The sequence below is a fragment of the Amycolatopsis sp. FU40 genome, assembly GCF_021903635.1.
Lineage (GTDB): Bacteria > Actinomycetota > Actinomycetes > Mycobacteriales > Pseudonocardiaceae > Amycolatopsis > Amycolatopsis dendrobii.
In genome coordinates this window covers 7,630,338-7,644,502 of sequence record NZ_CP091381.1, presented here as the reverse complement: position 1 = coordinate 7,644,502, position 14,165 = coordinate 7,630,338, and the positions used below count along the sequence as shown (strand labels likewise).

At 71.2% G+C, this 14,165-nt stretch carries 10 protein-coding genes; 3 read left to right on the top strand and 7 right to left on the bottom strand.

Annotation, left to right across the window (positions count from 1 at the left end; translation table 11 throughout):
• Window positions 1-63: 63 nt before the first annotated feature.
• From L3Q65_RS35970 to L3Q65_RS35945, 6 genes are all read right to left on the bottom strand, one after another.
• Window positions 64-861 carry a hypothetical protein gene (locus L3Q65_RS35970; protein ID WP_182893004.1) on the bottom strand — a complete coding sequence of 266 codons (798 nt, stop codon included), beginning with the start codon at window positions 859-861 and terminating at the stop codon, window positions 64-66.
• Entirely contained in the window at window positions 858-1,523 is a 666-nt protein-coding gene (gene sigM, locus L3Q65_RS35965) for an RNA polymerase sigma factor SigM (protein ID WP_043831404.1), read from the bottom strand. The genes L3Q65_RS35970 and sigM overlap by 4 nt, the downstream gene beginning before the upstream one ends.
• 31 nt (window positions 1,524-1,554) lie before the next feature.
• Window positions 1,555-3,153, bottom strand: coding sequence for a protein kinase family protein (locus L3Q65_RS35960; protein ID WP_182893003.1), 1,599 nt, complete (start codon window positions 3,151-3,153; stop codon window positions 1,555-1,557).
• Window positions 3,154-3,232: 79 nt separating this feature from the next.
• Window positions 3,233-5,011 carry a murein biosynthesis integral membrane protein MurJ gene (gene murJ, locus L3Q65_RS35955; RefSeq protein ID WP_220507727.1) on the bottom strand — a complete coding sequence of 593 codons (1,779 nt, stop codon included), beginning with the start codon at window positions 5,009-5,011 and terminating at the stop codon, window positions 3,233-3,235.
• A 667-nt stretch (window positions 5,012-5,678) separates the two neighbouring features.
• The gene (locus L3Q65_RS35950; protein WP_237597671.1) at window positions 5,679-7,844 is read right to left on the bottom strand and encodes a DUF6049 family protein; all 2,166 of its coding nucleotides are present in this window, start codon (window positions 7,842-7,844) and stop codon (window positions 5,679-5,681) included.
• 14 nt (window positions 7,845-7,858) lie between these two features.
• Window positions 7,859-8,365 carry an NUDIX hydrolase gene (locus L3Q65_RS35945; RefSeq protein ID WP_009085315.1) on the bottom strand — a complete coding sequence of 169 codons (507 nt, stop codon included), beginning with the start codon at window positions 8,363-8,365 and terminating at the stop codon, window positions 7,859-7,861.
• A gap of 143 nt (window positions 8,366-8,508) precedes the next feature.
• Here L3Q65_RS35945 and L3Q65_RS35940 point away from each other — a divergent pair, with 143 nt between their 5' ends.
• The 3 genes from L3Q65_RS35940 to L3Q65_RS35930 all read left to right on the top strand — a co-directional run bounded on the left by L3Q65_RS35940 (window position 8,509) and on the right by L3Q65_RS35930 (window position 12,166).
• Window positions 8,509-9,912, top strand: coding sequence for a CCA tRNA nucleotidyltransferase (locus L3Q65_RS35940; protein WP_246412253.1), 1,404 nt, complete (start codon window positions 8,509-8,511; stop codon window positions 9,910-9,912).
• 110 nt (window positions 9,913-10,022) lie between these two features.
• A complete protein-coding gene (locus L3Q65_RS35935; RefSeq protein WP_182893000.1) occupies window positions 10,023-11,348 on the top strand; it encodes a sensor histidine kinase in 1,326 nt (441 codons plus the stop codon).
• On the top strand, window positions 11,333-12,166 hold the full coding sequence (locus L3Q65_RS35930) for a class I SAM-dependent methyltransferase (protein WP_182892999.1): 834 nt from the start codon (window positions 11,333-11,335) through the stop codon (window positions 12,164-12,166). Before L3Q65_RS35935 ends, L3Q65_RS35930 begins: the two co-directional genes overlap by 16 nt.
• Here the strand turns inward: L3Q65_RS35930 and L3Q65_RS35925 are convergent.
• The gene (locus L3Q65_RS35925) at window positions 12,152-14,044 is read right to left on the bottom strand and encodes a TNT domain-containing protein (RefSeq protein ID WP_237597670.1); all 1,893 of its coding nucleotides are present in this window, start codon (window positions 14,042-14,044) and stop codon (window positions 12,152-12,154) included. The two genes, L3Q65_RS35930 and L3Q65_RS35925, sit on opposite strands and share 15 nt — an antisense overlap.
• Between the last annotated feature and the right edge of the window lie 121 nt (window positions 14,045-14,165).

Sequence of the window (14,165 nt, the reverse complement as noted above, 5' to 3'; positions counted from 1 at the left end):
TCCAGGCTCAACACGATCGTAGGTGGAGGTGTTCCCGGCGGTGACGCCCGCTACGTCCAGGCGCTACTTCTTGCCGACCACCTTGTCGAACAGCTTGTCCGGGTTCCCCGGCCCGCAGTCCGCGCCGAACGCGACCAGCCGGAACTGCGCGAGCTTGCCGGTGGTGTAAATCGCCACCACGCCCGGCTTGCCCTCGACGGTCACCGGCCGCACGCCTTCCGGCCGCACCGCCGGGTCCATGCCGGCCGCGGCGACGCACGCGTCGAAGCGTTTCGAGTCCTGCAACGGGCCGTAGTTCCGCACGCCGAGACCCCCGCCCAGCAGCGCTTCCGCACCGCTGCCGTCGCTGCCGACGGTCGGACCGCCGACCGCGGACGGCGCGGGCGCGGCGACGCCGGACGTGTCCGTTTTGGTCGCACCGGGAACAGTCAGCGTGATCGCTACCGCGGCGGCCGCGGCGGCGGTCAGGATCCCCGCGCCCCAGCCGAGCTGCCGGTTCCGCCGTTTCCGCGCCGCCGACAGGTCCACCACCGGCGCGACCGGCTGCTCAGCGGCCTCCGGTGCGGCCGCCGGAAACGTCGCCTCCTGCCGGGCCGCCGACTCCGCGGCGAGCGCGGCGTCGAGCCTGGCCGCGAACTCGGCGGGCATCGGCGGGGCCGGTTCCGCGGCGAGCGCGGACAGGTCGGCGGTGGTCGCCTCGAGGGCCTCGATGATCGCGCGCGCCTCCGGATCCGCGTTCACCCGCGGCCACAGTTCGGCCGCCTCCTGGTCGTCGAGGACCCCGGCATGGAGGTCGGCGAGCAGGTCGACAGACCAGGGCGGTCCGATGGTTCCGCCTGCCCCCCGGCTCTCGTCCGTCATCGTCCCTCCCCGTTCCCCGGCGAGCGCTGGGCTCGCCCGGCACTCCGGGACCCCTCCGAAGTGGCGTGCTTGCGTTTGCTTTCGTTAGTTGGGACGTCGCCACCCCCGTCCGGGTTCCGCAGATGCCCGAGAACCTTCGCGAGTTTTCCCCGCCCGCGCGCGCACCGGCTCTTGACCGTGCCCTCCGCGATGCCGAGCATCTTCGCGGTCTCGGCCACCGAATAGCCCTCGACGTCGACGAGCAGGATCGGCGCGCGCTGGTCTTCGGGCAGCTCGTCGAGCGCCTTGCGGACCAGCAGGCTGGTTTCCTTCTCCGCCATCGAATCGCCGGGCGCGGCCGGTTCGTTGTACTCGCCGGTCTCGGGCAGCGGCACGGTCGGCCGGGCCTGCTTTCGCCGGATCCGGTCGAGGCACGCGTTCACCACGATCCGGTGCAGCCACGTCGTGACCTGCGACTCCGCGCGGAACTTGCCCGCCGCGCGGAAGGCCGAGATGAACGCCTCCTGCAGCGCGTCCGCCGCCTCTTCCGGATCGCGCAGCGTGCGCAGCGCTACCGCCCACATGCGGTCTCGATGCCGCCGGACCAGTTCACTGAACGCATGCGGATCGCCCGCGGCGTGCGCCGCGATCAGATCCGCATCCGTGGGAGCTGCAGCCGTCACCCGGCAGAGCCTACTGAGTCGTGCTCGCAGCTCACGCCGCAGGCAGGAAGCTCAGCTCTCCGATCTGGCTCAGGAAGCCGTTGCCGCCGTTGTCGCCCAGCTGGGTGATCCAGACGATGAAGTACTGGCTTTGCGTCGGCTGCTGGAGGGTGATCGTGGTGTCCGGTCCGTTCAAGTCGCCGCTTCCGACCACCTTGGTGTCGTCGAGCTGCGGATTCTTGCTGTCCGCCGACCGGATCTCGACCTTCGTTCCCGGGCTGTCCGCGCTGATCTTCACCTGCGCGAGGTTCACCGGATTGTCGAACGAGACCGCGATGCCGACGCCGGGCTTCAGCGCGGGCAGCTGCTGCTGGTACTGGTCGGTCTTCCAGACCGTGCCCGGATCGCCGTCGATCGTGTTCTTCGCCCGGCCCGCGTTGTCGCCGGAGCCCTCCGGGTTGTAGAGCGTCGCCGACTTCGGGGCCACCGGGTCGCCGACCTTCGGGCCCGCGGGCGGCTGGTTCGCCGGCGGCGGGGCCTGGTTGCCCGGTTTGGCCGGGGCCGAACTCGGCGGCGCCGCGACGTTGATCGCGGGACCGGTCGGTTTGCCGTCACCCTGGAACAGGTTGATCAGCATCAGCCCGCCCCACGCGAGGATCACCACGGTGGCGACCACCAGCACGGTGACGCCGAAGGCCAGCTTCCGCCGTCGAGCGACGTCCTTCACCGGCTTCTTCGTGGTCCAGATCGTGCCGTCGGTCTCCGCGGCCGCCTCGTCCTTGCCGACCGCGTTGATCAGCTGGGTGCGTTCCTCCTGCTCGGCGACCTGGCCGAGCACGCGAAGAATGGCCGAACTGGTGCGGATCCCGCCGCTGCCGCCGTCCTCGATGGTGCGCACGGCCAGCGACGACAGCTCCGGCGGCACCGCGGGCACCAGCGACCGCGGCGGCACGACGTGCCCCTGCGGCGTGAGCGGGGCCGCGGGGATCGCGGGCGGACCGCCGGGCAGCGCCCAGCGTCCGGTGAGCAGCAGATACAAAACCGCGCCGAGCGCCTTGACGTCGTCGCGGAGAGTGGCTTCCGGCAGCGGGCCGGGGAAGGCGAGCTTGAGCGCGCCGCCCGGCGTGAGCCGCAGTCGTTGCGGGTGGTCGAGGCCGAGGACGAGACCGTTCTGGTGGGCGTGGTCGACGGCTTCGGCGAGCGCCTGCACCATCCGCGCGGCGGCGGCGGGGGCCACCGGGCGCTGCGCGACCAGGTCCACCAGGTCGCTGCCCTTGGTCCACTCCGCCACCACGACGCCGAGCAGCCCCTCGCTGGAGGTGACCCCACTGCCGAGGCTGAGCACGTCCAGCACCCGGGCGACGCCGCCGTGCCCGAACTTCGACGCGTGCGCCGCCCGTTCCAGGGTGCGCCGCGCCTGCCGCGCCGCTTCCGGATCGGCCGGATCGCCGACCAGCAGTGTCAGTGCGACGTCCCGTTTGAGCTGCCCGTCCCGCGCGCGCCAGAGGTGCGCGGCGGCCCGCTCGTCTACCCCGAACTGGGCAAGCAGGCGATACCGGCCGTCCCCTACGACGCGTCCGGGCGCGAGCGATCCGCCCCGGGCGCGAATGCCCGCGGCGTCCCCCGCCTGCTCGCTTCGTCTCGTGTCCACGCTCTCTCCCGCTTCGCTCCCGGCACCGAGGGTACCCGGATCATCAGCCGTAGAAGCGTCGCGAGTCGTGAATCAATCGTTACCCGCGCTTGATCAATCGGGTGAATCTCGATGTTACGGGCTTCAGCTCCTCGACCTTCAGCGCCATGAGCACCCCGAACGAGACCACGATCCCGACGATTCCTTGCAGGATGAGCTTGATCCAGGCGTGCGGAACCGGGCTGAGCGACGAGGGCACGATCAGCCCGACGACCCACGCCGCCCCGACCCCGAGGACGCTCGCCACGACCGTGAACAGGATCACCCCGATCACCCGCTTGCTGCGCAGGTTGCCGAGTGTCACCCACAGCCACACCTGGCCGAGCATCGCGCCGATCACGTAGGTCAGCGCGTTCACCATCATCACGCCGAGCACGACGTTCTCCGGGTTCAGCAGCACCGGGCACAGGAACAGCAGCGGCACCTTGACCACGGTCATCACGATCATGATCAACGTCGGCGTGCGGGCGTCCTTCATCGCGTAGAACACCCGCATCTGGAGCATCACCAGCGCGTACGGCAGCAGCGCGAACGCCGTGATCGCCAGCGCCTGGCCCATCCGCTCCGCGTCCTCGAGCCTGCCCTTGCCCATCGCGAACAGCGCGACGCCCATCGAGGTGCCGACGATCGTCATCACCGCCGAGATCGGCACGAGGGTCACCGTCGAGATCCGCGAGGCATATGACAGGTCGCTGACCAGCTTCTTCGCGTCGCCGTCGGCGGCGGCGCGGCTCAGCCGCGGCATGATCGCGGTCAGCAGCGAGACGCCGAGGACGCCGTAAGGCAGCTGGAACAGCAGCCACGCGTAGTTGTAGGCGGTGACGCCGCCCGAGGTGCCCTTGGTGAGCACGCGAGTGGTGATCGTGAGACCGACCTGGCTGACCGCGACGTAGCCGACGACCCACAGCGCCAGGCCGCCGAACTCCTTCATCCGGCTGTCCAAGCCCCACCGCCAGCGCGGGCGGAAGCCTGAGCGCAGCAGCGGCGGGATCAGCATGAGCGCCTGCGCGGCGATGCCGCCGGTGACGCCGAGGCCGAGAGTGAGCACCTTCGGATCGGTGATCGACGGATTGCCGGTGTCGATCGACCCGGGCATCAGCCACACCACGAGGATGGTGAAGATGACCACCAGGTTGTTGATCACCGGGGCCCAGGCAGTCGGCCCGAACACGTGCTTGGCGTTCAGCATCGCCGAGACCAGCGCGAACACGCCGTAGAAAAAGATCTCCGGCAGCAGCAGGTAGGCGAACGCCGTGGTCAGGCCGGCGCTCGCCTGCCCGGACGAATCGATGTACAGCGAGGTGAACGCCGGTGCTGCGATCACGGCGATCACGGTGCCGATGAACAGCACGGTGACACCGGTGGTCAGCAGCCGTTGCGCGTAGGCCTGGCCGTGGTCAGGGTCGTCCTGCGAACGCACCAGCAGCGGCACCACCACACTGGTGAGCACACCGCCGAGCAGCAGTTCGAAGATGATGTTCGGCATCGTGTTCGCGACGTTGAACGAGTCGGTCGCGACTCCGGAACCGATCGCCGCGACCAGCAGCACCTTCCACAGGAACCCGGTGATCCGGCTGATCAGCGACGCGATCGCCATCCGGCCGGACGCCTTGGCGACCGAAGGACCCTCGTCCTTCGGCTGCTCGGGAGCCTCGGCCGGACGCGCGAGCGGCGCGTCCTTGATCCGCGGCATGACCTGAGTGGCCAGCGCGTCGTACGGGCGCAGCACGTCCGGGTCGGCGGTGGGCCAGCGCGAGGGGGCCGCGAGCGGGACGCCCGCGGTGCGCGGGATGAACCGGGTGGCGTCCGGGTCCCGCATCGCCTCTTCCTGCCACGGCCGGATCGGCGTGCCGGGGCGCGGGCCTCGGCCGCGGTGCACCGGCGGCTGCGGTCCCGGCACGTTCGCGGGCGGCGGCGTCGGCTGCGGAAGCTGGCCGCGATTCGGCGGCTGGTTCGGCGGGATCGGCTGCGGACCGGACGGCGGGAGTTGCTGCGGGCCGGACGGCGGCCCGGACTGCCTCGGCGGGGGCGGCCTGCGCACCGGCGGCATGGCGGCCCTCGTCGGAGCCGGACGCTGACCGTTCGGCGGAGGCGGCGGGACTCGGCGCGGCGCGCGGTCTCGAGGGTCGCGGGGTTCCCGGGGGTCGCCGCCGCGCGGGTCGATCCGGCGCGGCTGGGCTCGGTCGGCGGGCGGACGTTCGTCGGGCAACGGCATCCGGCGGGTGCCGTTGGGCGGCTGCCTGCGCTCGGCGGGCGGCGGCGGAGGGGGCGGCTGGCGACGGGCGTCCCGCACCGCGCGGCGAGGCTGGTCGCTCCTCCTCGGCGCCGCGCCGTCCCGCCGAGGACGCCCCGCACGCTCGGGTGGTTGACCCGGCTCTTTGTCCAACGCGTGCCCAATCCTCGGCGGTCCCCTGGTTCCCTGCCATTGTGGCAGCGCCGACCCAGGGTAATCGGGAACGGGCGCGAGCACCCGGCCCCTTCGGCTGTCAGGGCGTGCCGCCGCGGCTTTCCTTGATCCGCCGGTAGATCCGCCGCGACGCCAGCAGGAGCAGTGCGCAACCAGCGACGACGGTGACGATGATGGTGATCGGGCCGTATTCGGTGGAAGTCAGCTCGAACCGCGCGGTCGCGCCGAGATCAGTGCCCGATGGGGTGGTCAACGACACATCGACCGACAGGCGACCGGCCCGCAGCGCCTCGATCTGCACGTACCTGGTCTGCCCGCCCTTCGCCGGGAAGAGCAGGTTCTTGTCCGCTTGCTCCGGCCGGACGCCCATGTTGTTCCGGAGCACGATCTGCGCGGTGACGCCGACCGGCAGGTCGTTGTGCACGTACACCGGCAGCGGCGACGACCCGGACGCGAGCGCAAACGTTTGCTTCGGCTGTTCGACGGTCACCTGGTCACGGATCGCGGCGAGCTCGGCGGTCGCGTTCGCCGAGGCGGACGCCACCCCCGCCGACGGGCCGAACGCGGTCGAGCTGCCTCGGACCAGCGCGTCGCGCACCGGCCCGACGATCGCCTTCGGCTCGACCCGGTTCCTCGGGTCGATCTGCATCGCGGACAGCAGGCCGGTGGAGTCCTGGTCGAGGCTGGACAGCTGGCTGGCGACCGCCGCGCCGCCGTCCGAGCGGGTGTCCGCGGCCAGCGAAGCGCTGCCTTCCGGCGTGCTCCCCAGCAAGTCGTCGAGCGTCGAACCGGCCGTCACGCCCGCGGTGGTGAGCTTGCCGAGCCCGGACAGGAAGGCGTTCAGCTCTTCGGTGGTGGCGTCCCAGCGCCGCGGCGGGGCGACGAGCAGCGGCCCGCCGTTGGCTCCTTCGGTGCGGCCGAGCCCGGCTTCGAAGGCGACCGCGGCGAGACCGTTCTGCGTGGAGACCGCGCGCTGCGACGCTCCGCTGTAGGTGGTCGGCGTCTGCGGGCTCGGCGCGAATCCGGCGAGACCGGCGGTGGCCATCGAGTTGGTCGGCTGCGCGCGCAGGCCGTCGGACAGCGTCGCCGCGCCGGTCACGGTCTCGTCGTCACCGCCTGCCCGCAGCTTGCCGCTGTCGGTGAGCACGGTCTGGAAGCCGCCCGACGAAATCGCCGACAACGCCTTGTCGTCCGGCGTCCCGCCCGGCCACAGCACGCCGCTCTTCGACTCGACGCCGAGCACCTCGCGGATCGTCGCGGTGCCGTTCAGCGCCGTGGTCATGAGGCCGGCGTCGGGGTTGCCGTCGGCACCGCGGATCTTGCCCAGCGTGGTGAGGTCAGCGTCGGCGAACGGGAGCGGGATCACGCATCGGCCGGTGACCAGCGCACGCAGCGCGGCCAGCCAGTTCGACGCGGCGTCCGCGCCCTTGCCCGCCGCCCCGCCGCTGACCCGGTAGCCGTTCCGCATCGAGTCCACGGTGCGCAGCAGGTCCGGATCGAGGGCGAAGCACAGCGAGCCGCCGATCTTCGGATTCGTCTCCTGCGCCGCTCGCGCCGCCGAGACCAGGGAATACAGCCGTCCGCCCGGGCTCAGCTCGTCGGCGAGCGCGTCGTCGGTGAGCGTCATCGGCACGCCGAACGGGGCGGACTGGACGTGCGGGGCGCTGTCGGTGATCGGCCACAACACGGCCAGTTTCGAATGCCGCTGCGTCGCCTGGTTGCTCGCGTGGCCCGGCGTCGACAGCACCGGCATGAGCAAGCTCACCGCGGCGAGCCGGGCCGGGCCGCCGTACTCCGGGGTGCCGTTCACGTTCACCAGCAGCGGATACACGCCCGGCCGGAGCGCCGCGCCGCGCGGCCCGGTGAGCGGCACCGTGATCTCCATCCGCGCGCTCTGGCCCGGCTCCAGTTCCTCGGCGAGCGAGGTGAAGTCGGTGAGCGGGGAGTCCTGCACCGGGTTCCCGGCGAGCACCGAATCCATCGCGCGCGGGCTGGCGAGACGTTCGCCGATCTGCAGCCGGGCCATCGGCTTCATGATTCGCCGGGAGCCGGTGTTGGTCACCGTCCCGGTCACCGTGATCGCCTGGTCCGAGCTGGTGATCACGCGCGGGTTCAGCTGGCCGAGGTCAAGCCGCAGCCGGGCCGGTTCCGGAGACGGATTCTCCTGCGCGCCCGCCGGCGCACCGAACAACGCGGTGGCGGCGACGATCAGCAAAGACAGCAAGAAGGCGGCGGGCCGCTTCACTCGGGTGCTCCCTCTCAGCCGCGCTCGTCGGGCGCGAAAAGTTCTGCTGCCCCGCGAACCAGCTTGCGCTCGTCCGCGTAGGCGAGGGTGGTCTCCAGCTCGGCCAGCGGGACCCAGGCGACCTCGGTCACCTCGACGTCCTCGTCCGACAGTTCGCCTCCGGTGGCTTCGAGCAGGAAATGGTGCACGGTCTTGTGCACCCGGCGCTGCTGCGCGACGAACCAGTAGTCGATGGTGCCCAGCGGGTGCAGCACGCGCGCGGAGATGCCGGTTTCCTCCTTCACCTCGCGCACCGCGGTCTGCTCCACCGTCTCCCCGTCCTCGATGTGGCCCTTCGGCAACGACCACAGCAGTCTGCCGTGTCGGTCGAGCCGCCCGATCAGCACCGCGCGTTCCCGCTCCGGGTCGACGACCAGTCCGCCGGCCGAGGTCTCGTCGACGGTGGTCAGCCGCCTGCCGCGGTGGCGCCGTCGCCGCCGGCGCGGCGTCGGCGGCCCGGCGCGACCGGCGGATCCAGACATGCTGCGATGCTAGAGCAAACGGTCGCCCGGGTACTCTGGCTCTCCGTGTCCGTGTCCGGCGGCGTCCGCGGTGGTGGCGCCATTTTCGTGGTGGGATTCGAGTGAACAACCTGGTCGCCCAGCAGAACGCGGTGACGGAACTGATGCGAGTGTCCCCGTTGGCCGACGAGCTGGCCGAGCGCTTCGCCCGCGCTGGCCACAGCTTGTACCTGGTCGGCGGCAGCGTGCGCGACGCGCTGCTCGGCAGGCTGTCGAACGACCTCGACTTCACCACCGACGCGCGCCCGGACCGGGTGCTGCAGATCGTGAGCGAATGGGGCGACGCGGTCTGGGACGTCGGCATCGCGTTCGGCACCGTCGGCGTCACCAAGAACGGCACGACGCTCGAGATCACCACGTTCCGCGCGGACAGCTACGACCGCGTCGGCCGCAACCCCGAGGTCACCTTCGGCGACACCATCGAGGGCGACCTGCTCCGCCGCGACTTCACCGTCAACGCGATGGCGATCGACCTGGTCGGGAAGACGTTCATCGACCCGCACGACGGCATGGACGCGCTCCGGCTGAAGGTGCTCGACACCCCGGCGCTGCCGCAGGAGTCGTTCGCCGACGACCCGCTGCGGATGATGCGCGCCGCCCGGTTCTCCGCGCAGCTCGGCTTCACCGCCGCGCCGCGCGTGGTCGAGGCGATGACGTCGATGTCGGAGGAGATCGACCGGATCACCGCCGAGCGGGTCCAGACCGAGCTGTCGAAGCTGATGCTGGCCCCCGACCCTCGGCCGGGCCTCGAGCTGCTGGTCGACACCGGGCTGGCCGACCGGGTGCTGCCCGAACTGCCCGGCATGCGGCTGGCGATCGACGAGCATCACCAGCACAAGGACGTCTATCAGCATTCGCTGACCGTGCTCGCGCAGGCGATCGCGCTGGAGAAATCGCACGAGCCGGCCAGCGAGCCGGACCTCGTGCTGCGGCTGGCCGCGCTGCTGCACGACATCGGCAAGCCGGCCACCCGCGAGTTCACCCCCGGCGGCGGCGTGAGCTTCCACCACCACGAGGTGGTCGGTGCGCGGATGGCCCGCAAACGTTTGCGGGCCCTGAAGTATTCGAAGGAGATCGTCGAGCAGGTCTCCCAGCTCGTGTTCCTCCACCTGCGGTTTCACGGGTACGGCGGCGGCGAGTGGACCGATTCGGCGGTCCGCCGCTACGTCACCGACGCCGGTGACCTGCTGACCCGGCTGCACAAGCTCGTCCGCGCCGATTCGACCACGCGCAACAAGCGCAAAGCGGCCGCGCTGCAGGCGACCTACGACGATCTCGAGGCCCGGATCGCGCGGATCAAGGAGCAGGAGGACCTCGACCGGGTCCGGCCGGATCTCGACGGCAACGAGATCATGCGGCTGCTCGGCCTCCCGCCGGGCCCGCAGGTCGGGCAGGCGTGGAAGTTCCTCAAGGAGCTGCGGCTCGACCGCGGTCCGCTGGAGCACGACGAGGCGGTCGCCGAGCTGAAGAAGTGGGCGGCGGCGGAGGGACTCGGCTCGGGCGAGTAGGCCCAAGAAATGAATTCCGGATCGCGGGTTCGCCACGATCCCCCATTGGGCTCTGGATCATCACCCGGCCAGCCGAGATACTCCCTGTCTCGAACCGAACAGGGGGATCGATGACGCGGCAGCGGAACGGGGATCGGCGCGGAGCCAGCTTTCTCGTCATGCTGCTGCGGCGCGGCACGCCCGCACTGGCCACGGCGGCGACCGGGCTGACCGACGAGATCGGCGATCCGACCCCGGTGCGCGCGTTCCAGCGGATCTCCCGGATGGCCGGCCCGGTCGACGAACGGCAGCGCGACGGGCTGCTGCTGCGTGCGGCCCGGTACGTGGTGCTGGTCCCGCTCGTCTACCGGCTGCTGATGGTGCCCGCGACATTCGCCTCGTACGCGGTCAAGCACGGGTCGGCCGGGCTGGCGTCGGTCGCGATCGTCGCGGTGTGCTCGGTGGGGCTGAGCGCGTTCGGTCTGTTCTGGATGATGCGCCGGGCCCCGTTCCGCAGCGATCTCGCGGGACGGCTGCTGTTGATCGACCTCGTGGCCACGCTCGCGTTCGAGCTGTTCATCGGCGCGACGGTGTCGCCCGCGGTGTTCCACGACGCGGTCGGCGTCGCGGACAAACACCTGCTCGGCAGCGTCGCCCTGCTCACCCTCGCGGTCGGCATCCCGTCCGGGATCGGACTGGCGGCGCTCAGCCTGCCGGTGCGGCTGCTGTCGGACCTGCTCAACCACGGCACCTTCGATTTCGCGCAGGCCGCGTCGCTGTACCCGACGTTGTTCGGCGTCCTGTTCACCGCGGTCGGCGCGCTGATCCTGCTCGGGCTCGGGATCCGGCTGGCGCTCGCGTACGGGATCCGCAACGGGCGGCTCGCCGAACGCGCGCGGCAGCACCGGATGCTGCACGACACCGTGCTGCAGACGCTGGAAGCGATCGCGCTCGGCGGTCCGGGCGATTCGGATCAGCGGCTGGTCGAGGTGCAGCGGCTGGCTCGCGCGCAGGCGATCGAACTGCGGCAGACGATCGAGACCGCCGCCGCGCAGCGGGCCGAGGAGGGCGCGCGGCCGCTCGGCGAGAAGCTCGCGGCGCTGGCCGCGGAGATGGCGCGCGACGGGCTGCGCGCGCAGCTGGTGATCGCTGAGCTGGACAACGACACGCTGTCCGAGGTCCGGCAGATCGCGATCCGCGACGCGGTGCGGGAAGCCATGCGCAACACGATGAAGCACGCGGAGACGGACAAGGTCGTGGTCCGTGTGGAGGAACGCAACGGCGGGATCGCGGTGATCACGCGGGATCACGGCACCGGCTTCAGTCCGCACGACCGGCCGGCCGGATTCGGCATCAGCGAGTCGATCACCGCGCGGTTGTCCGAGGTCGGCGGGACCTCGCTGGTCGAATCGAGTCCGGGGAGCGGAACGAGGGTGACGTTGTGGGTGCCGCTGTGAGCGGGGTGGCCGGTGCGCTGGCGGCGTACCGGGACGGCGAGGCCGAGCGGGCGGGTGCGCTTGCCGCCGAGGCCGGGACGCCGTTGGGTGCTGAGCTGGCGACGTATCTCGCGGCGGGTCCGAGCGGTCCGGTGTACGACCAGCCCGCTGCGTTCACGGCGTTCATCCGCGGTGGCGGGAACGTCGGGTTGTATCGGCGGTTGAGCGAAGAATTGGCCGCGCGGTACGACTCCTGGCGTCCGGACGCGTTGCTGGATCTCGGATGCGGCGACGGGTTGGCGATCGAACCGGCGTTGGCGCGGGCCTCGTTCCGGCCGGAGCGGATCGACCTGGTGGAGCCGTCGGAGGCATTGCTCGCGGACGTCGAAATCCCTGGTGCGCGCAGGTTTTCGTTGACCGCGCAGGACTTTCTCGCCGCCGATGGTTCCACGTGGAACCTCACGCAGTCGACGTTCGCGCTGCAGTCGATCGAGCCTTCCGTCCGTGCCTCGGTCCTGAATGCCTTGCGGGCGCGGACGGAACGGTTGGTGCTGGCCGAATTCGACGTGCCGGACACCGCCGATCTGGAATCGCTCGCGCAGCGGTACGAACGCGGCGTCGCCGAATACGGCGAGCAGGCTTCTCTGGTGGCACAAGGATTTCTGCTGCCGGTGCTGCTCGGCGTCGCCGCCGGGACGGCGCGGACGAACTGGGAGCATCCGGTAGCGGAGTGGGCCCGGCAGCTCGAGGCCGCCGGGTTCGCCGACGTGACCGTGGAACCGCTGGCGGACTACTGGTGGTCGCCCGCCGTGCTGATCACGGCTTCACAGCCGGGATAGCGCACCCTGTTCGAGGTGCTGCGCGATCGGCCGCGGCAGCAGGTACGCGGTGGCCCCGCCGGGTTGTGGCCCCCACGGCGTGGTGACGCCGGTCAGCACCCGGACCGTGCGCTGCACGCGGTACTCGTGCCGGTCGCGTTCGCGGTCCGGCGTCAGCGAGGTTTCGAGGAACCGCACCGAACTCGGGTGCACCAGGTTCCCGGCCTCGGGGCCGAACCGGACAACCGTCGTGCCGGCGGGCAGCGCGACGATCCGCTTGCCGCGGAAGAACGACAACGGCGGCTCGCCGCGCATCGGCAGGATCGGCCAGTCCGCGGGCTGATCGGATTCGTCCGGGGCCTGCGGCGGCAGCATCAGCAGCGTGCCGAGGAGGAACCGGGCCGCGTCGGCGAGGCTGGCGAACGCCACCGGCTCTACCGCGGGTGGACGCGACACCTCCCAGCTGTTTTCCGCGCGGCGCAACGTCCACACGCCTTCGGCGGGCACTTCGTTCGCGCCGATCCGGTACGCCGACGACGGCACGCCGTGTTCGACGAGTCGCTGCTGCAACAGCGCCAACGTCTCGGCCGCGCGCAGGCCGAGGGTCGGCTCGCCGCGGACCGCCCGGGCGAGCGAGCTGTCGTCCGGGATGTCGGCTTCGGTACGTCCCGGACGCGGTTTGCCGAGTACGTCGGCCTCGGCGGTCGCGCGCACCAGATCGCGCACGATCGGCGGCCGGAACCCGGCGGCGCGGATGTGCTCGACCAGCTCCGGCTCCGGCGGAACGCCGTATTTGCGCAGGTAATGCGGCACCGCGGCGGGCCAGATCCAGGTGCCGTCGGTGTGGAAGGCCTGCGGCACGTCCGGCGGCGCTCCGGGCGCGAAGATGTCCGGCTGCGGCACCGGCCGGTGCAGTACGACGGGCGAGCGGAACAGGTAGTCGAGCACGCCGCGGACCTGGTCCGGCGGCACCGGCGGGCGGTTCACCACGGGCCGCTCGCCCTCGTTGTGCGCGTCGACCGGTCGCGCCTGCCGGAAGCCGACCGTCAGCGGCAGCCCGGCTTTCGCGCCGAGCCAGTCCGGCAAATGCTTGTCCGGACGCGGGAACCGGGTCAGCTCCACGAGATAGGACTCGCGGGCGGGCTCGCCGCCGTCGTTGGGCGGCAGCCGCCAGTCCGGCTCCTGGTCGGCGTCGAAGTCGAAATCGAACTGCGAATCGGCGTCGAGCGTGAAGGTGCCTTGGAACCAGGTGCCGGTCTCCGGCTGGTACATCGCGGCGCGCAGCTGGGAGAACAGCGTGCTCAGCTGCGGCGTGCCGGGCAGCGCGACCGAAACCGGGCCGTTCTCGTCGCCGACCGCGCGGACCTCCAGCTCGGAGTAGTCGCCGACCTGCCGGAACTGCGCCGCGACCCGCGTCCACCCGCCGGGCACCTGGCGCAGCGTGCGGCCGATCCCCCGCAGGATCCGCGTCTGGTCGCCGCCCTCGGTCTCGGCCTTCGGCTCGCCGTAGTCGTGCCGGGTCAGCCACAGCCCGGTAAGCTGCTTGCCCGGAACGGTCACCGAGAAATCGGTGAGCCCGAGCTGCGCGGCGCGCACCGGATCGTGCCGGGTCCAGCGCAGGGTCAGATTCGCCTGGTCGCCCGGTGCGACCTCGAACAGCTCGTCGTCGTATTCGACGTAGGTGCGCAGGTCGAACGTCGCGGGCACCTCGTTCGCGAGGACGACCCTCGCCGGTTTGCCCTCATGCTCGCGGTCGAACCCCTCTGGCGCTTCCTCGTCGCCGACGACGGTCAGCAGCAGCGTGCCGTCGGTGGTGGAGCGTTGTGCCGCGAAAGTGCGATCGTCGAGCGTCGCGTACAGGCCGTCTGGGCGTTCTCCCGATTCCACCCGGTACCGCACGTCTGGTTCCTCCCCGAAGTCCCCCGTGTAGCCGCAACGAACTTATCTGACCGTGTCACGACCCGACCATCGGTCACCGGAGACGGGAGAATATGCGCCCACAAATACCTGCTCGGGTGAC